The organism is Azospirillum rugosum (assembly GCF_017876155.1).
GTDB classification, from domain to species: Bacteria; Pseudomonadota; Alphaproteobacteria; order Azospirillales; family Azospirillaceae; genus Azospirillum; species Azospirillum rugosum.
Map to the genome: position 1 here is coordinate 81,562 of NZ_JAGINP010000012.1, position 24,684 is coordinate 106,245.

The following is a 24,684-nucleotide window of genomic DNA, read 5'->3' on the forward strand; positions in this document are numbered from 1 at the left end:
TTCAGCCTTGCACGAAGCGGCGGACGATCGGCTTCAGCGCCTGTCCCAGCGGGTGGGAGCGGAGCCGGCGGGTGAGGTTGGTCTGCCGAATGATCTGCATCAGCGTTCGCGGCGTGCGGAAGACGGAGATGGGGGTGCCGAACAGCTCGGTGTCCCGCACGAAGTAGCGCGGCGTCACCGTCTGGACGAGCATGGCGCGGTAGCGTTCGGCCCAGCCGGGCCGCGCCAGCATCAGCTTGTTGTCGCCGATGGCGAAGGGGGCGAGGGATTGCGGACGCTCCATCATGAAGCGGCACATCCCTTCCGACACGGCGGGAAACTCGGGGTTGAAATAGTCGTCCAGCACGATCACGCCGCCCTCGCCCAGGCTGTCGTCGGCAATGGTCAGGTCGTTCCGGGTGATCTCCGCCGTGTGGCCGCCGTCGACGCTGAACAGCCGCACGGACGGCGCCTGCCCGCCCGACAGGCCGGCCCAGGTCAGGGCCAGCGAGTTCCCCCGGACGATGTCGACGGTGCCCGGATCGATGCCGAATCGCGCGAGGTTGGTGCGGAAGACCGCCTCGTCGCCCTGGCCCGACTGGTCGACGTTGAACTGCTGGTCCTCGAACAGGTCGATAGCGAAGGCCTGCTCGCCCGGATTGCGCAGCAGCGCCAGAAGGATGAACAGCCGCCCATGGTGAACGCCGATCTCTCCCACCGCGCCGGACACTCCGGCGGCGCTCTGCCACTGGCCCACGCAGGATATCAGGGTGGCGTCCAGGCGCGACAGCCAGCCATCGACCCGCCGGTGGTGACCGCGGACATACTGCTGCACCGGATCGCTGACGGAGGAGGACGGTTGCATGGTCATGAAGAAGCACTATTCGTATACTTATTTATAAAGGCTTAAAATCCCCTGTTGTGACAAGATTTGCCGACTTTTGTTGACGAATGTTGCAGTCGGTCTGCCGCCACACGGCAAAATTCCAAGCGAAAACGATCACATCTTCGTGCTGATTTCCACGATTCAACGTCTGGTTTCCCATGCGGCCGGCGACCCATTCCGCATGAGTCCCGCGTCCAGCAGAGGATGCCAGGTGGACGGTTCCACCGGCAACACGTCGGTCACAAGGGCGGCGAGACGGCAGAAAAGCCCATTATATCTCACTATATGGGATTGAATGTTATTATTTGACATTTCCGCGCGCCACCCCTATCCACATTATGACGTTGCCAATCAGTATGTGAGACAGCTGAGGCGCGCCGCCTCCGTCCGACGCACCCTGTCGAGTCCAGAAGGCCGGTTCAAAACGAACGACACGCCGTGGCTCCACCCCCCGGCGTGCGCAGAGGGAGGTTTTCGATGCTTTTCGCCACGATCGACACGGGCACCACGAACACTCGCGTGATGGTCTGGAAGGACGGTGCCGTCCTGGCGGAGGCCGGTCGGCCGGTCGGGGTGCGCGACACCGCGATCACCGGCAGCACCGACGCGCTGAAGACGGGCGTGCGGGACGCCATCGCGGAGGCGCTGTCCGGGGCCGGCCTGTCCGGCACCGCTGACGTGCTGTTCCTGGCGTCGGGCATGATCACGTCGAACGTCGGGCTGTGCGAGATCCCCCACCTGCTTGCCCCCGCCGGCCGGGCGGAGCTGGCGCAGGGCATGCGGTCGGCCGAGCTGCCGGACGTCGTCGACCGGCCGATCTGGTTCATCCCCGGCATCAAGAGCCACGCCGGCCCCATCACGCTCGACACTGCCGACACCATGGACATCATGCGTGGCGAGGAAACGGAGACCATCGGCGTCCTCCACGCGATGCGCGTGGACGGCCCGGCCGTCCTCGTCCTGCCGGGGTCGCATTCGAAATTCGTGCGGGTGGACGCGGAGGGGCGGATCGCCGGCTCCGTCACGACGATCTCCGGCGAACTGCTGGACGTTTTGACGAAGAACACGCTGATCGCCAGCTCGCTCGCCCACAGCTTCGCCGACCGCATCGTGCCGGACGCGCTGCTGCGCGGCGCCGAATACGGGCGGACGCTGAGCCTGGGGCGGAGCGCCTTCCTGGTCCGTCTGCTCGACCTGTTCGGCGATCTGGATGTGCAGGGGCGTGCCAACCTGATCCTGGGCGCCGTTTTGGCGTCCGACATCACAGCGCTGAGACACAGCCGGTCGCTGGGCATGGAGCCCGGCACAGCCATCATCGTGGGCGGCAAGGCGATGCTGCGCGACGCCTTCGCGCTCCTGCTGCGCAACGACCCCGCCTTCACCGGCACGATCACGATCGTTCCGGACGGGCTGCCTTCCGTCGCCGCCGTCGGAGCGATCGAGATCGCGCGCACGCGCGGCCTGATCAATCTGTAACGCACCAAGAGTTTGGGAGGTTTACAAGAATGGTTTCCCAAGATGTGGGCGCGGTGTCGTCCGGCGCCCGCAGCCGGCGTTGGATCATCGTCTTCCTGCTGCTGATCGGCGGCATGGTCAACTTCATCGACCGGACGGCCCTGTCCATCGCCGCGCCGGAGATGATGACCGAACTGAACCTGACCAACAGCGACATCGGCCTGCTCGGCACGGTGTTCTCGCTGATCTACGCCATCTTCCAGCTTCCCTCCGGCTGGCTGATCGACAAGCTGGGCGCCAAGAAGGTCTATTCGCTCAGCATCATCCTGTGGAGCGGCGCCACCATGCTGACCGGCGCCTGCTCCTCCAAGCTCGGGCTGATCTTCGCCCGCGGCATCCTCGGCGTCACCGAGGCGCCCTGCTGGCCGAGTGCGGCCAAGATCACCGCCGCCTGGTTCCCCAAGAAGGAGCGTGCGCTGGCGACCGGCATCTGGGACGCCGCGTCGAAGTGGGGGCCGGCCGTGGCGCCGCCGCTGCTCGTCTTCCTGATGGTCACCTTCGGCTGGCGTGCGCTGTTCTACATCGCCGGCGGCTTCGGCGTCCTGTTCGGCCTGCTGCTGCTCGCCTTCTACAAGCAGCCGGAAAAGACCAAGTGGCTGTCGGCCGACGAGCTGGCCTACATCAAGGAGGGCGGCGGCGGCACGGCGGAGGAGCTGGGCGCCACCCCCGACGGCATCCGCTGGCGCGACCTGTTCGCCTACCGCAGCGTCTGGGGCATGATCCTGGGCTGGTTCTGCTACATCTGGATGTTCAACATCCTGACCTACTTCGTGCCGCTCTACCTGCTGAAGACGCAGAACGTGAACATGGCGTCGGTCGGCTATCTGGCCAGCGTGCCCTTCTTCGGCGGCATTGTCGGGGCGTTCCTCGGCGGCTATGTCTCCAAGTGGTTGGTGGATCGCGAGATCGCGGAGCCTCTGGTCGCCAAGCGCGCCACCATCTCCGTCTGCGCGCTGCTCGGCGGCGTCGCCCTGGTGGCGGCACCCTTCTTCACCGGCCTGACCGCGACGCTCGTCCTGCTGACGGTCGGCATGGGCATGCTGTCGGCGGTGTCGGCCAACGGCTGGGCTCTGCCGGGCGACGTCGCCCCGCGCTCCATGGTCGGCTCGGTCGGCGGCATCCAGAACTTCGGCGGTTACTTCGCCGGCTCGCTGTCGCCGCTGGTTACCGGCATGATCGCGGACAGCACCGGCTCCTACGCGCTGGCCTTCGTCAGCGGCGGCGTGATCGCGGCCTGCGCGGCGCTCTGCTACTGGTTCATCGTCAACAAGCCGATCGAGGCGAAAGCCTGACCGGGGCGCTTTAAATCCCCTCTCCCCCCTGGGGAGAGGGTTAGGGTGAGGGGGTCGTGCTTTTGCCGGACATATCAAAGTCGCGGGACCCCCTCACCGGCCCTTCGGGCCACCCTCTCCCCAGGGGGAGAGGGCTAGACGGCACTGCGGGCTGGTATGGCATCGACCAAAGGACGGAAGACATGCTGAAGCATCAGGTCATCCAAGCCATCGACGACACGGGTGTGATCGCCATCGCGCGGGGTCTTGCCCCGGCGGATGTGGTGCCCGTGGCTCGGGCGCTGTATGAGGGCGGCATCCGGGTGTTCGAAATCACCTGCAACAGCCTGTCCGTCTATGACGGCATCCGCGCGGTGAAGGCGGAGTTCGGCACCCGCATGAAGGTGGGCGCCGGCACGGTGATCAACCCGGTCTCCGCGTACCTCGCGCTCGACGCCGGGGCGGACTTCGCGCTCGCCCCGAACTTCGACCCGGAGGTCATCCAGGCGGTGCACGAGCGCCAGCGCCTGATGATTCCGTCAGTGACGACCCCGTCGGAGGTCGTGCGGGCGCACCGGCTGGGCGTCGACCTGCTGAAGCTGTTCCCGGCCAGCGGCCTCGGCCCCGCCTACCTGAAGGACTTGCGCGGGCCGTTCGACGAGGCGGCCCTGATCCCGGTCGGCGGCGTCGGGCTGGACAACATCGGCGCCTTCGCCAAGGCCGGCGCCTTCGCCGCCGGCGTCGGCGGCAGCCTGATGCGCAAGGACCTCATCGCCGGCCAGCGCTGGGACGAGCTTGCCGAGGAAGCGCGCAAGTTCATCGCCGCCTTCAAGGCCGGCCGCTGACCGAACACTCTGCCGGGCAGAATCAAGAAAATGAAAATCACCAAGCTCACAACCTACCGCCTGCCGCCGCGCTGGATGTTCCTGAAGGTCGAGACCGACGAAGGGATCACCGGCTGGGGCGAACCGGTCATCGAAGGGCGCGCCCGCAGCGTCGAGGCCGCCGTGCACGAGCTGTCGGAATACGTCGTCGGCAAGGACCCGGCGCGCATCAACGATATCTGGCAGGTGCTGTACCGCGGCGGCTTCTACCGCGGCGGCCCGATCCTGATGTCGGCCATCGCCGGCATCGACCAGGCGTTGTGGGACATCAAGGGCAAGGCGCTGGGCGCGCCGGTCTACCAACTGCTCGGCGGGCTGGTGCGCGACCGGATCAAGGCCTATTCCTGGGTCGGCGGCGACCGCCCGGCCGAGGTGATCGACGGCATCCGGATGCTCCAGCAGATCGGCTTCGACACCTTCAAGCTGAACGGCTGCGAGGAGATGGGCACCATCGACACCTCGCGGAAAGTGGACGCCGCCGTGGCGGTGGTGGCCGAGATCCGCGAGGCCTTCGGCGATTCCATCGAGTTCGGCCTGGACTTCCACGGACGCGTCGCCGCACCCATGGCCAAGGTGCTGATCCACGAGCTGGAGCCCTTCCGCCCCCTCTTCATCGAGGAGCCGGTGCTGGCCGAGCAGTCGGAACATTACGCGCGCCTCGCCGCCCAGACGCACATCCCGCTGGCCGCGGGGGAGCGCATGTTCTCCCGCTTCGACTTCAAGCGGGTGTTCGCGGAGGGCGGCATTTCCATCCTGCAGCCCGACCTCAGCCACGCGGGCGGCATCACCGAATGCGTGAAAATCGCCGGCATGGCGGAGGCTTACGACGTCGCGCTGGCGCCCCATTGCCCGTTGGGGCCGCTGGCGCTGGCCTCTTGCCTGGCGGTGGACTTCGTGTCGCGCAACGCCGTCTTCCAGGAACAGAGCATGGGCATCCACTACAACCAGGGGGCCGAGCTGTTCGACTATGTCCTGAACAAGGACGACTTCAAGATCGACGGCGGCTACTTCTACCCCTCCGACAAGCCCGGCCTTGGTGTTGAGGTGGACGAGGAACTGGTGATCGCGCGCAGCAAGGACGCGCCGGACTGGCGCAATCCGATCTGGCGCCTGCACGACGGCACCGTCGCGGAATGGTGAGGTCAACAAAGCGGTCATCCGGATCCGAAAATCGGCTATGGTGCGCCGTCACCGCGCGGCGTCCGGCGAAGCCTTGCGGTGGACACTCAACAAGGGATCGCCGGGAGCACGGAGCCACGCTTGAAGTCGCCATCGCCCCGCCTGAACGACGCTGAACCGAACGACGGTGCCAAGGGCGCGAGCGGAGCGCAGACGCTGGTGCGCGGGCTGACGCTGCTGGAACTCGTCGCCCAGGGCATCGGGGACGTGAAGGGGTTGTCCGAACGGCTCGGCGTACCGCGCAGCACGCTCCACCGGGTGCTGAGCAACCTCGTGGCCGAGGGGTACCTGCACCACGTGCCCTACCAGGGCTACACGCTTGGCTACAAGCTGATCTATCTCGGCACCCGCGCGCGGGAGCAGCGGCCGCTGACCCAGATCGCGCGCCCCTTCCTGGAGGCTCTGGTCACCGCCTGCGGCGCCACCGTGCATCTCGGCCAGATGGAGGGCTCGCACGTCCTCTATCTCGACAAGCTCTCAGGCGACAAAGGGCTGGAGATGCGCTCCCGCATCGGCCAACGCATGCCGCTGATTTCCACCGGGGTTGGCAAGGCCCTGATGCTCGGCCTGTCGGAGGCGCGCTGGCGGGAGCTGTACGACGAGGCTCAAGCGCTGAAGGAACGGACCGGGGCGGAAAAGCCGAGCCTGCTCCCCTGGCCCGACTATCTGGACTCCATGCGCGCCTACCGGCGGCAAGGCTGGGTCATGGAGTGCGAGGAGAACGAGCTGGGCATCCATTGCGTCGGCGCGCCGGTGCGCGACGTCAACGGCGAGGTCGTGGCCGCCGTCAGCATTGCCAGCGTCAACTTCTACATGCCCCGCGAACGCATGCTCGACCTCGGCCCGGTCGTCGCCGAGGTCGCGGGGAAGATTTCGCACGCGCTGGGCGCGGCGGACCAGGGGAACCCGTGACCGCCGCGGCGTCCCCGCATCACTGGTACTTGGCGTAGACCCACAGCACCTCGGCATCGGTGTCGCCCTCGGACACCCAGAGGTGCGGCGTGCTGGCGTCGTAATACAGGGAATCGCCGGCGCCCAGCCGCAGCGGCTCGTAGATCTGGCTGTGGATCACGACCGTCCCCGACAGGACGTAGAGGAACATCTCCGCCTCGTACCGGGCCCATTCCGGATACTCGTCGATCGACCGCGCGACGATCGTCGTCTTGATCGGCGTCATGACCTTGTGGGTCAGGTCGGGGCACAGCCAGGCGTTGTTGCAGGTGCCGGTGGGGAAGGGGCGTCCCTCGCCCGCCCGGGTCAGCGCGCGCCGGCCGGGCACGCGCAGCACCGGGGCCGCCGTCTGGCCGCCGATGATCGCCGCGGGATCCATCTCGAACCCCGCCGCGATCTTCTGGAGCGTGGAGAAGGTCGGCGACAGCTCGTTCCGCTCGATCTTCGACAGGGTCGACAGCCCCACGCCGGTGCGGTCGGCCGCCTGCTGGAGCGTCCAGCGCTTGCGCTTACGAAGGTCCTTCAGCCGCGCACCCAGGTCCACCTCGCCATCGGCCAGGGCCGGCATGTCGTAGGCGTCGTCCGCGACGTCGATCCCGCCCATGACGGCCCTGCCCATCACTGCGGCGGCCGGTTTGATTGATTTGCTTCTGACGTTCTTCGCCTTCAAAGCCGAGCGCGCCATCGAAGAACCTCGATTCAGAGAACTTTTCCGGGATTCATAATATTTTCGGGGTCGATCGTCGCCTTGATTTTCAGCATCAGCCCATAGCGGACCGGATCGATCGACTGCGCCAGCCGCTTGCGGTTGCTTTTCCCGATGCCGTGCTCGGCGCTGATCGAGCCATCGCATTTCAGCGTCGCGTCGTCCACGATGCCGTTGACGACGGCGGCGGCCTCCTCGAACTCCGCCTTCGACGGGAAGGCGTCCTTGTCGAAATGGGCGATGGCGTGCAGGTTGCCGTCGCCGACATGGCCGACGAACAGGATGCGCGCCTGCGGAAAGGCCTTCGCCACGCCCGCCACCGTGTCCGCCGCGAAGTCGGCCAGCCGGTCGAGCGGGACCACCGTGTCGTAGGACGCGCTGATGCCCGACACCTTGTTGGCCTCCGACACGGAATGGCGCAGACGCCAGAGGGCGGCGCGCTGCGCCTCGCTCTTCGGGATCACGGCGTCGGCGACCAGCCCCTGCTCGAAACCGTCCGCCAGGCATTCTTCGAGGAGGGAGGCCAGATCGACGGTGGCGAAGCTGTCCTCCGCCTCGATCAGGACGTACCAGGGGTGGGACCGGTCGAAGGGCAGGGTGCAGTTCGGGATGTGGTCCAGCACAAGCTGCATCTGCGAATGCGACATGACCTCGTAGGCGCTGATCCGGTCGCCCAGCTTGGTGCGGACCAGCGCCAGCAGCGCCAACGCCTGGCCGAGGTCGGCCGCACCGGTCATGGCGGTGGCGCTGGCCTGAGGCGGCGGGAACAGCTTCAGCGTCGCCGCGGTGATGATGCCGAGCGTCCCTTCCGACCCGACGAACAGGTGGCGGACGGCGTAGCCGCTGTTGTCCTTGCGCAGGCGCTTGAGGTCGTTCATCACCGACCCGTCGGGCAGCACCACCTCCAAGCCCATCACGAGGTCGCGCATCGGGCCGTAGCGCAGCACCGCGGTGCCGCCGGCGTTGGTGGCGATGTTGCCGCCGATCTGGCAGCTGCCCTCCGCACCCAGGCTGAGCGGGAACAGCCGCCCGACCTCCTGCGCCTTGTTTTGCAGGTCGGCGAGGATGCAGCCGGCCTCCACCACCATGGTGTTGTCGAGCGCGCTGATGTGGCGGACCCGGTTCAGCCGGTCCAGCCGCAGCACCACCTCGTCCTCGCCGAAGGGTGTCGCCGCCCCGCACATGCCCGTGTTGCCGCCCTGCGGAACAACCTTGGCCCCGGCCTCGCGGCAGAGGCGGACGACCCGCGAAACCTCATCCGTGTCGGCCGGATAGACCGCGCACAAGGCCGTGCCCTGGTAGCGCCCGCGCCAGTCGTGGACGAGCGGTTCGAGGTCCGTGACCGCGGTCACCACATGGCGCTCCCCCACGAGCGCGCGCAACGACGTCACCAAGGCTTGCGGGTCACGCATTGTTTTGTCCTCGAAGATCCGCGTTGACGATTTTTGCCTTCTCTGTCTAGCATACGAGAAGTTTTTCCCGAAGATGAAAAATTGGCGGGAGCGAAATCGATCATGCGGCTTGGTGCCCACTCCATATTGAACGTCGCCGAGGCCAGGGACCGGGCTCGATCCCGCCTGCCCCGCGGCCTGTTCGAATACATCGAGCGCGGCACCGAGGACGAGGTGGGCCTTATCGAGGCCAAGCGGTCCCTGGACAGCGTGACCTTCAATCCGCGCGTCCTCGTGGACATTTCCAACCGGGACGCGACGACGTCGATCTTCGGCACGCGCCAACCGCTGCCGCTGGTCGTGGCGCCCACCGCGATCGCCGGGCTGATCTGGTACGACGGGGAGGTGGAGTTGGCGAAGGCCGCCGCCGCCGCCGGCATTCCCTTCTGCGTGTCCACGCAATCCATCACGTCCGTCGAGCGGATCGCGGAGGAATCCAGGGCGCGGCTGTGGTTCCAACTCTACGTCTGGCGCAACCGCGACCGCGCGATCCAATTGGTGAAGCGGGCCGAGCGGGCGGGTGCGGAAGCGCTGGTGCTGACGGTGGACACGGCGGTGGCACCCAACCGGGAATACAACATCCGCAACGGCTTCGGCATCCCGATCAAGCCGTCCCTCCGCGCCGGGCTCGACTGCGTCGCCCACCCCCGCTGGTTCGTGACTGTTTTCGCAAAGTACCTGCGGAATGGCGGCGTGCCGACCTACGCGCATTATCCGGATGAATTCCGCACCGCGCTCGGCCGCGTGGCCGTGGCCGACGAGATCAGCCTCGCCCAGGACGTCAGCTGGGAGGATGTGCGGACTCTGCGGTCGGCCTGGAAAGGGCAGCTGATACTGAAGGGCGTTTTGCGCGCGGACGACGCGGTGCGGGCGGCGGAACTGGGCGTGGACGGCATCGTCGTGTCCAATCACGGCGCCCGCAACCTGGACGGGGCCGCGACCCCCGCGACCTGCCTGCCGGAGATCGTCGACCGCGTCGGCCACCGGCTGACGGTCCTGGCGGACGGCGGGGTGCGCCGCGGCAGCCACGTGGCGAAATACATCGGCATGGGCGCGCAGGGCGTGCTGCTCGGCCGCTCGGTGCTGTACGGGCTCGCCATCGGCGGGGCGGAGGGGGCCGGCGCCGTGCTGGACATTTTTCGGCGCGAGTTGCTGACCACCATGGGATTCCTCGGCGCGCCGTCGATCCCCGACATCGTCGGGACGGTCGTGCCGGCCCGCGGATGATCGCGCCCAATGGTTGTCGTATCATATTTGTTTTACGATGATACGATTTGATATTGCATGATACGGAAAAATGGGTTCACATTGCGTCCTGTGGAAGGGAGGTGAAGTTCCCAGGCACAGAGGCGCTGTACCCCAACGCTTTCAAAAGAGCGCTTTCACTTTAAAGAATCGGCGTTTTTCGGGCCGACCTCCTGGCGTTTGGCCCAGGCTGTTCTTTGAGATTACTTGGGTTCCGCGCCCGACCCTACCCAGGGCGACCCGGAACATCCTGCCCGCTGCCCGGCACATTCACACGGCAACGCCACACGACAACGCCATGCGAGGACACTTTATGGAACTCACCCAAACGGAGATCAGCGGCCTTTTCAGCGCGATCGTCACGCCGCTGACGGGCGACGGCTCCGTCGACGTCGCCGGGCTGAAGCGCCTCGTTCGGCACCAGCTGGACGCCGGGGCGTCGGGCGTCGTGCCGATCGGCGGCACCGGCGAGTATCCGGCCCTGTCGCGGGACGAGCGCAAGCTGATCGTGGCGACCTGCGTGGAGGAGGCGGGGGACAAGCCCGTCATCCCCGGCGTGCTCTCCACCGGCTTCCACGACGCGGTCGAGGCCGGCCGGGACTTCGCCCAGGCCGGTGCGGCGGCCGTGATGACGGTCACGCCCTATTACGCGCCGGGCACCCAGGACGGGATGCGCGCCTATTTCAAGGCCTACCGCGACGCGGTCGATCTTCCGGTGATGCTGTACCAGATCCCGCGCCGCACGACGGTGTCGGCGACCGCCGAAGCCGTGCAGGCGATGGCGGAGGACGGCTCGATCATCGGCATGAAGTTCTCCTCCTACGACATGCCGGAGTTCATCAAGACCATCAAGCTGGCCGGCGACAAGATCGCGGTGCTGAGCGGCGAGGAGCCGCTGTTCGCCACCCACGTCGCGCTGGGCGCCCGCGGCGGCGTGCTGGCGTCCGCCACCATCTACCCGAAGATCTGGCTGCGCATTTTCGCGCTGGCGCGCGCCGGCAAGCTCACCGAGGCGCTGGAGGTTCAGGCGCAGATCGACCCGGTGGTGAACTCGATCTTCCTGGAAACCAACCCCGGCCCGCTGAAAGCCTATATGGCGCTGGCCGGCATGCCGGTGGGCGGCGTGCGCCTGCCGCTGCTGCCGCCGAGCGCCGAGACGAACGCGAAGCTGGAGGCGGTCGCCGCGCACGCGCGCTCCATCGCCCTGGCTTGAGGGTGGCGGCCGGAACGGCCCAAGACCAACGGCCGCGAAAAGCGGCCCTTCGATGACGACAGGAACGGCAACACACGGAAGGGAGACGGAGATGGTCAATCGCAGGGAACTGGCTGGTCTGATGGGGATGGGCGCCGCGGTGGCGGCGGTCGGCACTGCGGCGGCCGGCATGGCGGCAGCCCCGGCCGCGGCGCAGGAGGCCGGCGGCAGCTTCGACCGGATTCTGAAGGCGAAGAAGCTGCGCATCGGCGGCGTCGCCACCGGCGCGCCCTGGATCATGAAGGACCAGTCCACCGGCCAGTGGTCGGGCCAGTTCTGGGACATCGCGTCGGCGCTCGCCACCGACATGGACGTCGCGCTTGAGGTGGTGGAGACCACCTGGGGCAACGGCATCCTGGACCTCCAGGCCAACAAGATCGACATCATGTTCGGCATGAACCCGACGCCGAAACGGGCGCTCGCGGTCGATTTCTCGGTCCCGATTTACAACAGCGCGCTGGTCGTGATCGCCAAGCCCGGCTTCGAGCCGAAGACCTGGGCGGACATGAACAAGCCGGAGGTGAAGATCGCCGTGGACGTCGGGTCGGCCCACGACCAGGTCGCCTCCCGCCTGTGTCCGAAGGCGCAGATCATCCGCTTCAAGTCGCTGGACGAGGCAACGCTGGCGGTGCGCAGCGGCCGGGCCGACGCGCAGTCGATCTTCTGGATGGGCGGCGTGCGCGCCGTGAAGCGCGACCCCGGCCTCGGCAAGGTCGTCGTGCCGCAGCCGATGTTCGGCTCGACCTCCAACGCCGCCTTCCGGCGCGAGCCGGACAAGACGCTGCGCGACTTCGTGAACACCTGGATCGTCTACGCCCAGGGCCTGGGCCTGATCCGGGAAGCGGTGGTGAACAGCCTCGCCAAGGTGGACATCGCGATGAGCGACATCCCCGAAGGCATCACGTTCTGATGGCGCGGGGGCGGCCGACGAGCCGCCCTTTCGTCCCGCCAGCGCCCGAAGACTCCGCACAGGCCCTGCATGTACACCTTCAACTACGACATCCTCTGGGGATATCGCTGGCTGTTCCTGAACGGCACGCTGGTCACCATCGGCCTGACCATCGGGATCATCGTTCTCGGCCTGTTGCTGGGCTTGATCGCCGGTCTGGCCCAGCTGTCGCGCTTCGCGGTGCTGCGCTGGGTGTCCTGGCTCTACATCGAGCTGTTCCGCTGCACGCCGCTGCTGGTCCAGCTGCTCTGGTTCTACTACGCGCTGCCGATCCTGGTCGGCATCCAGATCGACGCGGTCACCGCGTCGGTGCTGACGCTGTCGCTGTACGGCGGGTCCTTCTACGCGGAGGTCATCCGCGGCGGCGTCGTCTCCATCGAGCCGGGCCAGACGGAGGCCGGGCTGGCACTCGGCATGACGCCGGCGCGCGTCATGCGGCGCATCGTGCTGCCGCAGGCGGTCAAGCGCATGATCCCGCCGCTGATGAACCAGTCGATCATCCAGTTCAAGAACACCTCGCTGGTGTCGGTGGTGGCGGTGCCCGACCTGCTGTACCAGGGCCAGGTCGCCGCGACGGACACCTTCCGCCCGCTGGAGGTCTATTCGATCGTCGCCCTGATCTACTTCGTCGTGCTGGTCCCCCTCACCGCCGTCGTGAAGCGGGCGGAGCGGAAACTCCAGGTCAGCCACTGAGTGCAGCAGTCGAGGTCGCCATGAACACCCCCAAGATTGAAGTCGCGGCGCTGAAGAAGCAGTTCGGCGACCATGTCGTCCTGCGCGACATCAACCTGAAGATCGACCCGGGCGCGGTGGTCGCGCTGATCGGCCCGTCGGGGTCGGGCAAATCCACGCTGCTGCGCTGCCTGAACCTGCTGGTCGTCCCGAACGGCGGGCGCATCCGCATCGGGTCCGACGCCTTCGACTTCGACGGCGCCAAGGCGATGCCCAAGCCGAAGGCGCAGGCGAAGTTCCGCTCCAACACCGGGATGGTGTTCCAGCACTTCAACCTGTTCCCGCACATGACGGTCCTCCAGAACGTCATGGAAGGCCCCGTCTCCGCCAAGAACATGCACAAGGGGGAGGCCGAGGCGATCGCGCGCCGGCTTCTCGCCAAGGTCGGCCTCGCCGACAAGGCGGACGCCTTCCCCAACCGGCTGTCCGGCGGACAGAAGCAGCGCGTCGCCATCGCGCGGGCGCTCGCCATGGAGCCGGAGGTCATGCTGTTCGACGAGGCCACCTCCGCGCTCGACCCCGAACTGGTGTCGGAGGTGCTATCGGTGATGCGCGACCTCGCGGCGGAGGGCATGACGATGATCATCGTCACCCACGAGATTGCCTTCGCGCGGGAGGTTGCCGACCGTGTCGTCTTCATGCGCGACGGCGTGATCGTGGAGGAAGGACCGGCGCGGGAGGTCATCGACAACCCGCGCCAGGAGGCCACCCGCTCCTTCCTCAGCCACTTCCACACGCGGAACTGAGGCTCACGCCAGCGCCCGGACGGTCACGCCGGCCGCTTCCAGCGCGCGGCGGACGGTGGCCGCCATGGCGACCGCGGTGGGCGTGTCGCCGTGGACGCAGACGGTGTCGGCGGTGATCGGCAGGCGGGTGCCGTGGCGGCTGTGCACCGCGCCCTCCAGCACCATGCGCACGACCCGCTCCGCCGCCGCGTCGGGGTCGTGGATCACCGATCCGGCGACGTTGCGCGGGGTGAGCGTGCCGTCGTCCTCGTAGGTCCGGTCGGCGAAGGCCTCGCGCGCCACGTGCAGCCCGGCAGCCTCGCCCGCACGCTCGATGGCGCTCAGCGGCGGGACGACGAACAGCAGCGCCGGGTCCACCGCCTTGACCGCGCGGGCGATGGAAACGGCCAAGTCCTCCTCCACCGCCGCCATGTTGTAGAGCGCGCCGTGCGGCTTCACGTGGGTCACGCGCTGGCCGGACAGGGCGGCGCAGGCCTGGAGAGCGCCGATCTGGTAGGCGACCAGCCCCTCCACCTCCCGCGCGGACAGGCCGCGGATGATCCGGCGGCCGAAGCCGGCGCGATCCTCGAACCCCGGATGGGCGCCGATGCGCACGCCCTTTTCCCCGGCCAGCCGGGCGGTCTCCGCCATGATGGACGGGTCCCCGGCGTGGAAGCCGCAGGCGATGTTGGCGGAGGTGACGATGCCCAGCATCGCCCGGTCGTCGCCCATCGTCCAGGCGCCGTAGCCCTCCCCCAGGTCGCAGTTCAGGTCGATGGTCGGCATGGGTGGTCCTTGTCGTGACGGATGGTGGAAGGAGGGGGCAGGCCCCCCGGCGATTCAGTCGAGGTCCGAGGCCCGCAGGGAGCGGACGAAGCCGGCCACCTGGGTCCGCATCGCGGTCATGCGGTCCTTCAGGTCGGCGGCCGATCCCTGCAGCCGGACCGACGCGTCGCCGGTCCGCTCGGCCATGGCGGTGGCGGTGGTGACGTCGCCCAGCAGGGCGCGAACGCCGTCCGCCGCGTCGTTGGTGCCCCGGCCGATCTCGGCGGTGGCGGCGTTCTGTTCCTCCACCGCGGCGGCGATGGAGGCGCTGATTTCGCTCAGCGCCTGGACGACGCGGGCGATCTCGACGATCTCCCCGGCGGCTTGGCCGGTGGAGTCCTGGATCGTCCGGACCTGGCTTTCGATCTCCTCGGTCGCTTTCGCCGTCTGGGTCGCCAGCGCCTTCACCTCGCCGGCCACCACAGCAAACCCTTTTCCGGCCTCCCCGGCGCGCGCCGCCTCGATGGTGGCGTTCAGCGCCAGCAGGTTGGTCTGCTTGGCGATGGCGTTGATCAGGGTGATGACGGTGGTCACGCGCTCGGCCGCCTGCACCAGCCCGCCGACCTGGTCGCGGGCGCGGGAGGCGCGCTGCGACGCCTCCCCGGCGATGGACTGCGACGACTGGGCCTGCACCGAGATCTCGCGGATCGAGGCGGCCAGCTGGTCGACGGCGACGGCCATGCCCTCGACGGAGCCGCTGACGGTCGTCGCGTTGCCGGCCGCGTGCCGGCTGGTGCGGCCGTTGTGGTCGGCCGCCTCGGCCAGGACATGCGTGGCCTCGTCGATGCGGTCGGCCGTGGCGAGGACGTCCGACAGGGCGGTCCCCACCTGCCGTTCGAAGTCGTCGGCGACGGCGGCAACGGCCGCGCGGCGCTCCTCCTCCGCCCGGCGGCGCAGTTCCACCTGTTCGGCCTCCAGCAGGCGCTTGGCCGCGCCCTGCTCCTTGAAGACCTGGACCGCCTCGGCCATGCGGCCGATCTCGTCGCGGCGGCCGAGCGAGGGGACCTCCACCTCGACCGCCCCGCCGGCCAGCCGGGTCATGACGGCGGTCAGCCGGACGATGGGCCGGGTGGCGCCGCGCACCATCAGGAACAGCACGCCGCACAGCGCCACCAGCGCGGCCAGCCCGCCGCCGGCCAGCAGCCAGGCCCGCTCCGTCGCCTGCCGCTCCGCCCGGCGCGGGGAGAGGTGGATTTCGACCGTGCCCAGTGTCTCCACGCGGCTGCCCGAGCCGCGCTGGATGTCGGCGCGGCGGACGAGGTTCGAGGAATCGGCGGCGGACAGGTCGCCGCTGCTGGCGAAGACCTTGCCTTTGGGGTCGGTGATGCGGCTGCCGACATAGTCCGGGTCGTTGGCGAGTGCCGCCAGCTGGGCGGCGGCGGACTCCTTGTCGACGTTCCACATCGGCTCGGCGAGGCCGCCGGCGATGACGCGGACCGTGACGCTCGCCCGATCCTCCAGCGCGATCCGGGCGTCGCCGCGGTTCATGGCGACCACCGCGGCGATGCCGGCGCAGCTGATCGCCGTGACCATCACCGCGATCGGAACGACGACCCGCAGGGCCAGGGTCCGGCCCAGAAGCTGCACCATCGGCTACCTCGTGTGTGGTTGGGATTTCAGGGCCGTCCCGGGGCGTCAGTCCCAGCCGGTCACGGCCCCGTCGATCAGGTTGAACCCGAGCAGGCGGGTGCTGTCGTGCAGGTCGAAACCACCGGCCGACCGGCGCAGGCCGGGCAGGGCGTCCAGCGTCTCGCGGTGGCGGGCGTGGATGCGCTGGGCCTCCTCCGCCTCCACCGCGCGGAAGCGCAGGCGGTCGCCCGGCCGCTTCTGCGCCAGCGCGGCGACGTCCGGGCCGACGAGGCAGGCGATCTTGGGATAGCCGCCGGTGGTCTGGCGGTCGGCCATCAGCGCGATGGGCTGTCCGGTTCCCGGCACCTGGATGGCGCCGAGCGGGATGCCGTCCGACGTGATGTTGAATCCGCGGGCGTGCTCGATGGCCGGGCCGTTCAGCCGGCAGCCCATGCGGTCGGCCTCGTGGCTGACGGTGAATTCCTCCCCCAGGAAGGCGGCGAGGCCGGCGGCGGTGAAGTATTCCTGCTGCGGCCCCAGCACGACCCGCAGCGTGCCGCCGCGCGCCGGCAGAAGCGACGGGTCGAGCGTGGCTTCCCCCTGGTCCGGCGCTTCGTCCAGGGCGAGCGGAAGCCGGTCGCCGGCCTTCAGCAAGCCCCCGTCCAACCCGCCGAGGCGGCTGCGCACGTGGGTGGCGACGCTGCCCAGAACGGGCTGAATGGCGAAGCCGCCCTGCACGGCCCAATAGCCGCGCATGCCGCTGCGTAAGGGACCGACGCGCAGGGTCTGGCCGTCGCGCAGGCGCAGGCTGGTCCAGGCCGGAACCGGCTGGTCGTCCACGGTCACAGCAACGTCGGCCGCCACGGCGACGCGCGCGGGGCCGCCCTCCACCGTCAGGCTGTCGCCGGCCAGCGCGAACTCGACCGCCCCCGCGTCGGGCCGGTTGCCGACCAGGATGTTGGCGGCGGCGTGCAGCAGCGGATCCGCCGCTCCGGCGACCGACACGCCGTAGCGCTGGTAGCCGACCCGGCCGCGATCCTGGATGGTGGAACTGGGACCGGCGGCGAGGATGCGGAGGTGCGTGGTCATGCGGCGACCTCCTTCCCGGCGGCGGGCACCGTCTCGCTCGGGGGGACGAAGCCGGGCAGCGCCTCCAGCCGGTTGAACTCCGCGGGGCTGATGGCGGTGAAGCGGACCCGGTCGCCGGGAGCGAGGAGGAAGGGCGGGTCGCGCCGCAGGTCGAAGGTGCGGGCCGGCGTGCGCCCCAGCAGGTGCCAACCGCTGGGCATGACGATGGGGGAGATGGCGGCCTGGGCACCCCCCTGCATGACGCTGCCGGCCGGCGTCGCCATGCGCGGATTCTCCCGCCGCGGCTGGTGCAGCGCCTCCGGCAAGCCGCCCAGATAGGCGAAGCCCGGCGAGAAGCCCAGCATGTAGACGCGGTAGTCGGCGCTGCAATGAAGGTCGATCACCTCCGCCGTCGTCCGGTCGCTGCGGCGCGCCACCTCGTCCAGATCCTCGCCGTGCGCGCCGCCGAAGCAGACCGGCACGATCCACCGGCGCTGCGGCTCCGCCGCCGCCGTGTCGAGCCCGGCGGCAAGGTCCAGCAGGGTTTGGCCGAGCGGCTCCAGCCCGGTCACCGCGGGATCGAACTGCACGAGGATCGACCGGTAGGTCGGCACCGTCTCGACGATGCCGGGAAGGCCGGACTCGGCGATGCGGCGGTCCAGCCGGTGGACGGCGGCGTTCAGCGCCGGGGCGATGCCGTCGCCCAGCTCCACGATCAGGGCGCTGTCGCCGGCGGCGCGCAGGACCGGAGTCCGGCCGGACGCGGGCAGGGGAATCACACTCATGGTCGGTCTCGGGGGTTGGACGGCGGAACCGGCCGGGGCCGGCCCGCCCTTGCGGTTCAGCGCGCGTATTTGTCGAGCAGCGCCTGGTAGTCGCCGCTGGCCTTCATCGCCGCGACGCCCGCGTCGAAGTCGTTGCGCAGGCGGGTGGTGTCGCGCGCCTTGGTGAAGGCGATGTAGCTCGGCAGGTCCTGCACCGGGGGCGACAACTCCTTCACGCGGTCGAGCGCGCCTTCCTGCTTCAGGAAATACTGGGCGACGTAGCGGTTGCTGGGCATCACGTCGAAGCGGCCGGACAGCAGCTTCTTCACGTTGCTGTCGCTGTCGTTCGACTTCTCCACGGCGGGCAGGACGCCGGCCTTGAAGGCGTCGTCGAGGACGGAGCCGTAGCTGATCTGGTTGACGACGCCGACCTTGTAGGCCGCCAGCTTGGACAGGTCGCCGTCGAAGGCGACCTTGCTGTCCTTCGCGACGAACAGCGAGACCACCTGCGGCACCAGCACCTCGGTGGAGTAGTTGAGGAACTGCTCGCGCTCCGGCGTCTTGTAGGCGGTGAAGATCGCGTCCGCCCCGCCGTCGCGGACGGTGTCCAGCGCCCGCGCCCAGGGCATGATCTCCACCGTCACCGTGTGGCCGGCTTTCGCCATCGCCCGGGTCACGATGTCGTAGGCGATGCCGGCGGGCTTGCCGCCGTCGTCGTGGATCAGCGGCGGGAAGCTGAGCGCCACCATGCGCAGCTGGTCGGCGGCGGCGGGCAGGGCGGCGCACACCAGGGTGGTGGCGAGAAGCGTGGTCTTGAAGAGGCCGGGCATGGGGGGAAACCTCCGCTGACGGTGGACGCTCGGATTGGAACGTTCGGATTGGGACGCTCAGAGAACCGACAGGTGCGTGTTCAGCAGATCGGTGATCAGCATGGCGCCGGGGCTGTGGGTGATGGCGATCGGCGGCCGGGCGTTGCGGATCGCCACCTGCGGCGTGACCCCGCAGGCCCAGAAAACCGGCACCTCGCCCGCCGCGATCGGCACGGCCTCGCCATGCTCCGGGTCGGCGATGTCGCGGATGCCGATGGCCTCTGGATCGCCGAAATGCACCGGCGCGCCGTGCACGGACGGGAAGCGCGAGGTGATCTGGATGGCGCGGATGGCGTTCTTCGGCGTCATCGGCCGCATCGACACCACCATGCTGCCGGAGAAGCGGCCGGCGCCGACGCAGGGGATGTTCGTCTCGTACATCGGCACGTTGCGGTCCAGCTCGATGTGGCGGACCGGCACGCCGTCGGCCAGCAGCGCCTCTTCAAACGAGAAGGAACAGCCGATCAGGAAGGCCACGAAATCGTCGCGCCACAGCTCCGTGATGTCGGTCGGCCCGTCGGTCAGCACGCCGTCGCGGTAGACGCGGTAGCGCGGCACGTCGGTGCGGATGTCGATGTTCGTGCCCAGCGTCGGCAGCGACGGGTCGCCGACCTCCGACACCGCCAGCAACGGGCAGGGGCGCGGGTTGGCCTGGCAGAAGCGCAGGAAGTCGCCGGCCCAGTCCGCCGGCAGGATGGCGAGGTTGGCCTGGACGTGGCCGGGGGCGAGCCCGGCGGTCGGGCCTGTGTAGGCACCGGAGCGGATGCGCAGCCGCTCTTCGGCCGCGGTCGGGGTGGTGGTGGTCATGGGTGGGTTCCGGTTGAAGGATTGGGCTTCATTCCCCTCTCCCCCCTGGGGAGAGGGTCAGGGTGAGGGGGCCGCGCGGCGAGGATGTTCCGGGCGAGGATGATTTCGGCTGCGCCGAACCCCCTCATCCCAACCTTCTCCCCAGGGGGGAGAAGGGGCAGGGGCGCGTTCACATGCCGAGGTAGGCTTGGCGGACCTCGTCGTTGCCGAGCAGGTCCGTGCCGCTGCCCTCCATCACGACGCGGCCGGTCTGGATGACGTAGCCGCGGTCGGCGATCTCCAGCGCGCGGTGGATGTTCTGTTCGACCAGCAGGACGGTGATGCCGCGTTCGCGGATCTGCTGGACCGTCTCGAAGATGCGGGTCACCAGCTTCGGCGCCACGCCCCAGGAGGGCTCGTCGAGCATCAGCAGGTCCGGCTGGCTCATCAGGCCGCGGCACATGGCCAGCATCTGCTGCTCCCCGCCCGACAGGGTGCCGGCCTGCTGCCGCCGCCGCTCGCCCAGCACCGTGAAGGTGTCGTAGGCGAACTGCAGCGTCTCCTGCCGCTTGTGGTGGTCGCTGGTCGTGAAGCCACCCAGCATCAGGTTCTGCTCCACCGTCAGGCGCGGGAACAGGCGGCGCCCTTCCGGCACCAGGACGAGGCCGCGCTTGACCCGCTCGTGCGCCGGGACGGCGGAGATGTCCTGGCCCTTCAGGCGGATGGCGCCGCCGTCGAGCGCGTTCAGGCCGGCGATGGCGCGCAGCGTGGTCGACTTGCCGTTGCCGTTGCCGCCGACGATGGCGACGATCTCCCCCCGGTTCAGCGACAGGCTGATGTCGCGGATGGCCGGGACGCGGCGGTAGCTGGACTGGATGTTGCGGACCTGGAGCATCGGTTCGGTCATGCGATCAATCCCCCAGGTAGGCGGCGATGACGGCCGGGTTCTCGGCGATCTCCGCCGGGGTGCCGTCGGCGATCTTGGCGCCATAGTCCAGGACCAGCATGCGGTGGGCGATGGGCATGATGCCCTCCATCACATGCTCCACGATGATGCTGGCGATGCCGCGCTGGTGGATGCGGTGGACGAGCTGCGAGGCCTCGCGCACCTCGGTCGGGTTCAGGCCGGCCATCACCTCGTCCAGCAGGATCAGCTTCGGGTCGGTGGCGAGCGCGCGGGCGACCTCCAGCCGCTTCTGCTCCGACACGGTGAGGTCGGAGGCCGGGACGTCCGCCCGGTGCGACAAGCCGACGAAGGCCAGCTCCGCGTCGGCCCGCTTGCGCGCCTCGCGCACCCGCTTGTCGCGCAGCATGGCGCCGACCATCACGTTCTCCCGCGCGGTCATCGAATGGAAGACGCGGACGATCTGGAAGGTGCGGGCGATGCCAAGCGCCGCCGCGGACTCCGGCGAGGAGCCGGTGATGTCGCGCCCCTCGAAGGCGATGCGGCCGGTGGTCGGGGTGTAGAAGCCGGCAAGGCAGTTGAACAGCGTCGTCTTGCCGGCCCCGTTGGGGCCGATCAGGCCGACGATCTCGGCGTGGTGGATTTTGAAGCTGATGTCGCGGTTGGCGACCAGACCGTCAAAGGCCTTGCCCAGGCCGTCCACGGCCAGAAGGGGGGCGGTGTTCACGGGCGGATCTCCATCTTGTCGGCCATGTCGGGCCCCTTGCTCCGGGCGCCGGGCAGGAAGCGCCGCAGGTCGCCCAGCAGGCCCAGCACGCCGGACGGGCTGAAGACGGCCACCAGGATGATCATGGCGGCGTAGATGATCATGTCCGTGCCGGAGCCGGTGCTGCCGAACAGGGTGCGGCTGTACTCCTCGATGGTGATCAGCACCGCCGCACCCAGCACCGGGCCGAGCAGCGTGCCGACGCCGCCCAGGATGGCGATCAGCGCGATCTTGATGGAGATCGCCCCGGCCAGGACGGAGCCCGGGTCGATGAACATCTCCTTCTGGGCGTAGAAGCTGCCGCCGAGCGCCGTCAGGAAGGCCGACACCGACAGGGCGATCAGCTTGTAGCGGGTGAGGCTGACGCCGAGAGCGCGGGCCGCCTCCGGCTCGTCCTTGATGGCGCGGAAATAATAGCCGATGTGGCTGCGCTCGATGGCCCAGGCGGTCAGCACCGTCAGCACCAGCAGGCCCAGGATCACGTAGTAGTAGGGCAGCTTCGACAGGAAGATCAGCACGCCCCAGCCGCTCTGGTCCATGGGCAGGGACAGGCCGACCGCACCCTCCAGGAATTCGCTGTTGGTCACCAGGATCTGCACGATCTCGGCCACCGCGATGGTCGCCATGGCGAAATAGTGGCCCTTCAGCCGGAAGCAGGGCCATCCCATGGCCAGGGCGAACAGCACGGACACTCCCCCACCGGCCAGCGCGCCGACCCAGGGCGACAGGCCGAGCGTCAGCAGCAGCATGGTCGAGGTGTAGGCGCCGATCCCGTAGAACACGGCGTGGCCGAGCGAGACCTGCCCCGCGTAGCCGCCGACGATGTTCCAGGCAACGCCGAGCTGCGCGCCCATCAGGATCAGGATCAGGAAGTTCTGCTGCGACGGCTCGGTGACGACCAGCGGCAGCAGGGCGGCCAAGGCGAGCAGGGCGAGCGCCCCGAAAGCCTTCACCGGCGTGGGAATGGTTCGCTCGGACATCACGCTTTCCCCATCAGGCCGCGCGGGCGCACCAGCAGGACGACCAGCAGGAGCGACAGCACGATGGCGGTCTTGTATTCGGGGCCGACCAGGAAGCCGCCCAGCACCTCGATCAGGCCGACGATGATGCCGGCCAGGAAGGCGCCGGTGACGCTGCCGAAGCCGCCCAGCACGACCACCACGAAGGCGATCAGGATGAAGTTCGCCCCAACCTCCGGGAAGATCGGGAAGAAGGTGGCGATCAGTCCGCCGGCGATGCCGGCGCAGGCAGCCCCGATGCCCCAGGCCAGCGCGAACATCTTCTGGCCGTCGATGCCCATCAGCGTGGCGGCCTCGCGGTCGATGGCGGTGGCCTCCAGCGCGGTGCCGAGGCGGGTGCGGTGCAGGAAGTACCACAGCCCCCCGGTGACCCCGACCGCGCCCAGCGCCGCCACGAACTGCGGCAGGCCGAACTGGACGGAGCCGAGCGTCAGGTTGCCGCTGACCAGGCTGTGCGGGATCAGCCGGTGGTCGGGCTTCCAGAAGAACTGGGCCAGCCCGCGCAGCAGGATCATCAGGCCGAAGGTCGCGAAGATCTGCGACAGCATCGGCGCCTTCAGGATGCGGCGGATCACCGTCTGGTAGACGATGACGCCGACCGCGAACAGAAGCAGCGCCGTGAAGGGAAGCGCCACGATGGGATCGACGGCGAACAGGGCGAAGGCCCAGAAGCTGGCGTACATGCCCAGCATCAGGAATTCGCCGTGGGCGAAGTTGACGATGTCCATCACGCCGAAGATCAGCGTCAGGCCGACCGCGACCAGGGCGTAGATCAGCCCGATCAGCAGGCCCGAGACGAGCACTTGGAAGAGAATGTCGGCGGTCATTGCCGCGCCCTTTCCGAAAAGGGTGGGCCAGGGGGCAGGCGTCCCTTCTCCCCCCGGAGGGGAGAGGGAGGCGCGCGGTCAGCGCTTGTCCCAGGCGGGCATCGGGTAGACGACCGGCTTGGTCGCCACGTCGAAGGGCCACACCGTCACATACTGGCCGCCCTGGACCTGCACGATGATGCCCTGGCCCAGTTCGTTCTGGCCGTGCTCGTCGAACTTCACGCCCTTCCACGGCATGATCAGGCCGGACGCCGGGATGTTGGTTTCCTGCAACGCCTTGCGGATGTCCTCCGGCTTGGTGGAGCCGGCCCGGTCGATGGCGTCGGCCAGCACCGCGATGCCGGTGAAGGCGCGGGCGGAGTTGCCGTTGAAGTTCACGCCGGACCGTTCGCGCATCAGGTCGTTGACCTGCTTGATCAGCGGGTTGCGCTCCGCCTGGTCGAGCGCCCAGACCTCGCGGCTGATGATGTACTCACCATCCTTGCCCATGGTCTTCAGGAACTCGCTGTCGTTGAAGCCGGCGTCGTTGGCCAGCAGCATCTTCGGCAGGAAGCCCAGCTCCTTGTAGGTCTTCATCGACAGGATGGCGTCGCCGAGATAGCTGGACTGCATGATGACCGCCGGGTTGGCGGCCTTCAGGCGCTGCACCTCCGACGTCATCTGCGTGGTCTTGGCCGGGTAGAGGATCTTCTCGGCGATGGTGAATTTCTGCTCTTCCGACAGCTTGGTCTGGAGCTTGGTCGTCTCGTTGCCCCACAGCGTGTTCTCGTTGAACAGGCCGACGCTGCGCAGCTGTTCACCGGTCTTCTTCTCCATGTCGTTGAGGAAGGTGAAGAAGTTGGTGACGAACAGGTCGTCGTGCGGCGTGGTGCGGAAGAACCACTTGAACTTGCGCTGGGTCAGCGTGGCGGAGGAGGACTCGCCGTTCAGGAAGGGCACGCCGTAGCGCTCCGCCACCTGACTGGCGGTGGCGGTGACGTTGGAGAAATAGGCGCCGGTCAGCGCCGTCACCTTCTCGCTGGTGATCAGGCGTTCCGCCTCGGTGGCGCCGACCTGCGGGTTGCCCTGGTGGTCGCCGAAGACCAGCTTGATCTTGGCGCCCTTCATGTGCGGCATGCCGACGCCGGCGACGAGGCCCGCCGGGGCCGGGATCTCCTTGTTCACGATGGCCGCGGCCAGCTCCGCGGCGGCCTTCAGTTCCACGCCGGTGGAGGCGGCGGCGCCGGTCAGGGGATAGATCACGCCGATGCGGATCTCGTCCTCGGCGCGGGCCGTGCCGGTGGCGAAGGTCAGGCCGGACAGCGCGGTGGTGGCCAGCAACGCCGTCGCGGCCAGCATCCGCGTGATCGCCGACCGGCGGCCGGGCGCTGCCGTGTCGTCGAACCGGTTTTTGGCAAACCAATTTCTGGTGGTCGCAACCGGAAACCGCATCGTGAAATCTCCTTGTTCAGTGCCGTTGTTGGCATGCGGCGCGGCCTTTTCCGGCTCGTTTCTGGGCGCCTTCTGAAGGGATGATCGCACGAACAGTAATCATTCCGTCCAATCGTATATTTTGATCTGAA

25 protein-coding genes are annotated in these 24,684 nt (G+C 68.5%); 11 read left to right on the forward strand and 14 right to left on the reverse strand.

Annotation, left to right across the window (positions count from 1 at the left end; translation table 11 throughout):
• Position 1 precedes the first annotated feature (1 nt).
• Positions 2 to 850 (reverse strand): class I SAM-dependent methyltransferase, encoded by an 849-nt coding sequence (locus J2851_RS17235; RefSeq protein WP_246500731.1) that lies wholly within the window; start codon positions 848 to 850, stop codon positions 2 to 4.
• 492 nt (positions 851 to 1,342) lie between these two features.
• Here J2851_RS17235 and J2851_RS17240 point away from each other — a divergent pair, with 492 nt between their 5' ends.
• The 5 genes from J2851_RS17240 (at position 1,343) to J2851_RS17260 (ending at position 6,626) form a co-directional block, all read left to right on the forward strand.
• The gene (locus J2851_RS17240) at positions 1,343 to 2,341 is read left to right on the forward strand and encodes a 2-dehydro-3-deoxygalactonokinase (protein WP_209767620.1); all 999 of its coding nucleotides are present in this window, start codon (positions 1,343 to 1,345) and stop codon (positions 2,339 to 2,341) included.
• Positions 2,342 to 2,370: 29 nt separating this feature from the next.
• A complete protein-coding gene (locus J2851_RS17245; protein ID WP_209767621.1) occupies positions 2,371 to 3,672 on the forward strand; it encodes an MFS transporter in 1,302 nt (433 codons plus the stop codon).
• A gap of 182 nt (positions 3,673 to 3,854) precedes the next feature.
• Positions 3,855 to 4,496, forward strand: a complete 642-nt coding sequence (locus J2851_RS17250) for a bifunctional 4-hydroxy-2-oxoglutarate aldolase/2-dehydro-3-deoxy-phosphogluconate aldolase (RefSeq protein ID WP_209767622.1) — start codon at positions 3,855 to 3,857, stop codon at positions 4,494 to 4,496.
• A 30-nt stretch (positions 4,497 to 4,526) separates the two neighbouring features.
• Complete coding sequence (gene dgoD, locus J2851_RS17255; protein WP_209767623.1) at positions 4,527 to 5,675, forward strand: galactonate dehydratase; 1,149 nt, start codon at positions 4,527 to 4,529, stop codon at positions 5,673 to 5,675.
• A 120-nt stretch (positions 5,676 to 5,795) separates the two neighbouring features.
• Entirely contained in the window at positions 5,796 to 6,626 is an 831-nt protein-coding gene (locus J2851_RS17260; protein WP_209767624.1) for an IclR family transcriptional regulator, read from the forward strand.
• 19 nt (positions 6,627 to 6,645) lie between these two features.
• Here the strand turns inward: J2851_RS17260 and J2851_RS17265 are convergent, their stop codons facing one another.
• Together J2851_RS17265 and J2851_RS17270 are read right to left on the reverse strand one after the other, a co-directional pair.
• On the reverse strand, positions 6,646 to 7,269 hold the full coding sequence (locus tag J2851_RS17265; RefSeq protein WP_246500732.1) for a helix-turn-helix domain-containing protein: 624 nt from the start codon (positions 7,267 to 7,269) through the stop codon (positions 6,646 to 6,648).
• Between the two features lie 95 nt (positions 7,270 to 7,364).
• The gene (locus J2851_RS17270) at positions 7,365 to 8,783 is read right to left on the reverse strand and encodes an FAD-binding oxidoreductase (RefSeq protein ID WP_209767626.1); all 1,419 of its coding nucleotides are present in this window, start codon (positions 8,781 to 8,783) and stop codon (positions 7,365 to 7,367) included.
• 102 nt (positions 8,784 to 8,885) lie between these two features.
• On the opposite strand from J2851_RS17270, the gene J2851_RS17275 reads away from it, so the two are divergent.
• From J2851_RS17275 to J2851_RS17295, 5 genes are all read left to right on the forward strand, one after another.
• Complete coding sequence (locus tag J2851_RS17275) at positions 8,886 to 10,049, forward strand: alpha-hydroxy acid oxidase (protein ID WP_209767627.1); 1,164 nt, start codon at positions 8,886 to 8,888, stop codon at positions 10,047 to 10,049.
• A gap of 331 nt (positions 10,050 to 10,380) precedes the next feature.
• Positions 10,381 to 11,280 (forward strand): 4-hydroxy-tetrahydrodipicolinate synthase, encoded by a 900-nt coding sequence (gene dapA / locus J2851_RS17280; RefSeq protein WP_209767628.1) that lies wholly within the window; start codon positions 10,381 to 10,383, stop codon positions 11,278 to 11,280.
• Positions 11,281 to 11,371: 91 nt separating this feature from the next.
• On the forward strand, positions 11,372 to 12,229 hold the full coding sequence (locus J2851_RS17285; protein WP_209767629.1) for a transporter substrate-binding domain-containing protein: 858 nt from the start codon (positions 11,372 to 11,374) through the stop codon (positions 12,227 to 12,229).
• Positions 12,230 to 12,298: 69 nt separating this feature from the next.
• On the forward strand, positions 12,299 to 12,961 hold the full coding sequence (locus J2851_RS17290) for an amino acid ABC transporter permease (protein WP_209767630.1): 663 nt from the start codon (positions 12,299 to 12,301) through the stop codon (positions 12,959 to 12,961).
• Between the two features lie 20 nt (positions 12,962 to 12,981).
• Positions 12,982 to 13,746: an amino acid ABC transporter ATP-binding protein gene (locus J2851_RS17295; RefSeq protein ID WP_209767631.1), complete on the forward strand. Its 765-nt coding sequence runs from the start codon at positions 12,982 to 12,984 to the stop codon at positions 13,744 to 13,746.
• Positions 13,747 to 13,749: 3 nt separating this feature from the next.
• Here the strand turns inward: J2851_RS17295 and J2851_RS17300 are convergent, their stop codons facing one another.
• The 11 genes from J2851_RS17300 to J2851_RS17350 all read right to left on the reverse strand — a co-directional run bounded on the left by J2851_RS17300 (position 13,750) and on the right by J2851_RS17350 (position 24,460).
• Positions 13,750 to 14,511, reverse strand: a complete 762-nt coding sequence (locus J2851_RS17300; protein ID WP_209767632.1) for a LamB/YcsF family protein — start codon at positions 14,509 to 14,511, stop codon at positions 13,750 to 13,752.
• Positions 14,512 to 14,565: 54 nt separating this feature from the next.
• Positions 14,566 to 16,140, reverse strand: a complete 1,575-nt coding sequence (locus tag J2851_RS36795; protein WP_209767633.1) for a methyl-accepting chemotaxis protein — start codon at positions 16,138 to 16,140, stop codon at positions 14,566 to 14,568.
• A 45-nt stretch (positions 16,141 to 16,185) separates the two neighbouring features.
• Positions 16,186 to 17,208 (reverse strand): 5-oxoprolinase subunit C family protein, encoded by a 1,023-nt coding sequence (locus tag J2851_RS17310; protein ID WP_209767634.1) that lies wholly within the window; start codon positions 17,206 to 17,208, stop codon positions 16,186 to 16,188.
• Positions 17,205 to 17,972, reverse strand: coding sequence for a 5-oxoprolinase subunit PxpB (gene pxpB / locus J2851_RS17315; RefSeq protein WP_209767635.1), 768 nt, complete (start codon positions 17,970 to 17,972; stop codon positions 17,205 to 17,207). The genes J2851_RS17310 and pxpB overlap by 4 nt, the downstream gene beginning before the upstream one ends.
• Before the next feature lie 56 nt (positions 17,973 to 18,028).
• Positions 18,029 to 18,781, reverse strand: a complete 753-nt coding sequence (locus J2851_RS17320) for a substrate-binding periplasmic protein (RefSeq protein WP_209767636.1) — start codon at positions 18,779 to 18,781, stop codon at positions 18,029 to 18,031.
• A 57-nt stretch (positions 18,782 to 18,838) separates the two neighbouring features.
• Positions 18,839 to 19,627, reverse strand: a complete 789-nt coding sequence (locus tag J2851_RS17325; RefSeq protein WP_209767637.1) for a putative hydro-lyase — start codon at positions 19,625 to 19,627, stop codon at positions 18,839 to 18,841.
• Between the two features lie 169 nt (positions 19,628 to 19,796).
• Positions 19,797 to 20,513 (reverse strand): ABC transporter ATP-binding protein, encoded by a 717-nt coding sequence (locus J2851_RS17330; RefSeq protein ID WP_209767638.1) that lies wholly within the window; start codon positions 20,511 to 20,513, stop codon positions 19,797 to 19,799.
• 4 nt (positions 20,514 to 20,517) lie between these two features.
• The gene (locus J2851_RS17335) at positions 20,518 to 21,237 is read right to left on the reverse strand and encodes an ABC transporter ATP-binding protein (RefSeq protein WP_209767639.1); all 720 of its coding nucleotides are present in this window, start codon (positions 21,235 to 21,237) and stop codon (positions 20,518 to 20,520) included.
• A complete protein-coding gene (locus J2851_RS17340) occupies positions 21,234 to 22,256 on the reverse strand; it encodes a branched-chain amino acid ABC transporter permease (protein ID WP_209767640.1) in 1,023 nt (340 codons plus the stop codon). Before J2851_RS17340 ends, J2851_RS17335 begins: the two co-directional genes overlap by 4 nt.
• Positions 22,256 to 23,122: a branched-chain amino acid ABC transporter permease gene (locus J2851_RS17345; protein ID WP_209767641.1), complete on the reverse strand. Its 867-nt coding sequence runs from the start codon at positions 23,120 to 23,122 to the stop codon at positions 22,256 to 22,258. Before J2851_RS17345 ends, J2851_RS17340 begins: the two co-directional genes overlap by 1 nt.
• Before the next feature lie 78 nt (positions 23,123 to 23,200).
• Complete coding sequence (locus tag J2851_RS17350; protein ID WP_209767642.1) at positions 23,201 to 24,460, reverse strand: ABC transporter substrate-binding protein; 1,260 nt, start codon at positions 24,458 to 24,460, stop codon at positions 23,201 to 23,203.
• Here J2851_RS17350 and J2851_RS17355 point away from each other — a divergent pair.
• Positions 24,432 to 24,629 (forward strand): hypothetical protein, encoded by a 198-nt coding sequence (locus J2851_RS17355; protein WP_209767643.1) that lies wholly within the window; start codon positions 24,432 to 24,434, stop codon positions 24,627 to 24,629. The two genes, J2851_RS17350 and J2851_RS17355, sit on opposite strands and share 29 nt — an antisense overlap.
• Positions 24,630 to 24,684: the final 55 nt, after the last annotated feature.

Bases quoted from the DNA above. Each gene is read 5' to 3' on its own strand.
- J2851_RS17235 (WP_246500731.1), bottom strand. From the start codon at position 850: ATGACCATGCAACCGTCCTCCTCCGTCAGCGATCCGGTGCAGCAGTAT.
- J2851_RS17240 (WP_209767620.1), top strand. From the start codon at position 1,343: ATGCTTTTCGCCACGATCGACACGGGCACCACGAACACTCGCGTGATG.
- J2851_RS17245 (WP_209767621.1), top strand. From the start codon at position 2,371: ATGGTTTCCCAAGATGTGGGCGCGGTGTCGTCCGGCGCCCGCAGCCGG.
- J2851_RS17250 (WP_209767622.1), top strand. From the start codon at position 3,855: ATGCTGAAGCATCAGGTCATCCAAGCCATCGACGACACGGGTGTGATC.
- dgoD (WP_209767623.1), top strand. From the start codon at position 4,527: ATGAAAATCACCAAGCTCACAACCTACCGCCTGCCGCCGCGCTGGATG.
- J2851_RS17265 (WP_246500732.1), bottom strand. From the start codon at position 7,269: ATGGGCGGGATCGACGTCGCGGACGACGCCTACGACATGCCGGCCCTG.
- J2851_RS17270 (WP_209767626.1), bottom strand. From the start codon at position 8,783: ATGCGTGACCCGCAAGCCTTGGTGACGTCGTTGCGCGCGCTCGTGGGG.
- J2851_RS17275 (WP_209767627.1), top strand. From the start codon at position 8,886: ATGCGGCTTGGTGCCCACTCCATATTGAACGTCGCCGAGGCCAGGGAC.
- dapA (WP_209767628.1), top strand. From the start codon at position 10,381: ATGGAACTCACCCAAACGGAGATCAGCGGCCTTTTCAGCGCGATCGTC.
- J2851_RS17285 (WP_209767629.1), top strand. From the start codon at position 11,372: ATGGTCAATCGCAGGGAACTGGCTGGTCTGATGGGGATGGGCGCCGCG.
- J2851_RS17290 (WP_209767630.1), top strand. From the start codon at position 12,299: ATGTACACCTTCAACTACGACATCCTCTGGGGATATCGCTGGCTGTTC.
- J2851_RS17295 (WP_209767631.1), top strand. From the start codon at position 12,982: ATGAACACCCCCAAGATTGAAGTCGCGGCGCTGAAGAAGCAGTTCGGC.
- J2851_RS17300 (WP_209767632.1), bottom strand. From the start codon at position 14,511: ATGCCGACCATCGACCTGAACTGCGACCTGGGGGAGGGCTACGGCGCC.
- J2851_RS36795 (WP_209767633.1), bottom strand. From the start codon at position 16,140: ATGGTGCAGCTTCTGGGCCGGACCCTGGCCCTGCGGGTCGTCGTTCCG.
- J2851_RS17310 (WP_209767634.1), bottom strand. From the start codon at position 17,208: ATGACCACGCACCTCCGCATCCTCGCCGCCGGTCCCAGTTCCACCATC.
- pxpB (WP_209767635.1), bottom strand. From the start codon at position 17,972: ATGAGTGTGATTCCCCTGCCCGCGTCCGGCCGGACTCCGGTCCTGCGC.
- J2851_RS17320 (WP_209767636.1), bottom strand. From the start codon at position 18,781: ATGCCCGGCCTCTTCAAGACCACGCTTCTCGCCACCACCCTGGTGTGC.
- J2851_RS17325 (WP_209767637.1), bottom strand. From the start codon at position 19,627: ATGACCACCACCACCCCGACCGCGGCCGAAGAGCGGCTGCGCATCCGC.
- J2851_RS17330 (WP_209767638.1), bottom strand. From the start codon at position 20,513: ATGACCGAACCGATGCTCCAGGTCCGCAACATCCAGTCCAGCTACCGC.
- J2851_RS17340 (WP_209767640.1), bottom strand. From the start codon at position 22,256: ATGTCCGAGCGAACCATTCCCACGCCGGTGAAGGCTTTCGGGGCGCTC.
- J2851_RS17345 (WP_209767641.1), bottom strand. From the start codon at position 23,122: ATGACCGCCGACATTCTCTTCCAAGTGCTCGTCTCGGGCCTGCTGATC.
- J2851_RS17350 (WP_209767642.1), bottom strand. From the start codon at position 24,460: ATGCTGGCCGCGACGGCGTTGCTGGCCACCACCGCGCTGTCCGGCCTG.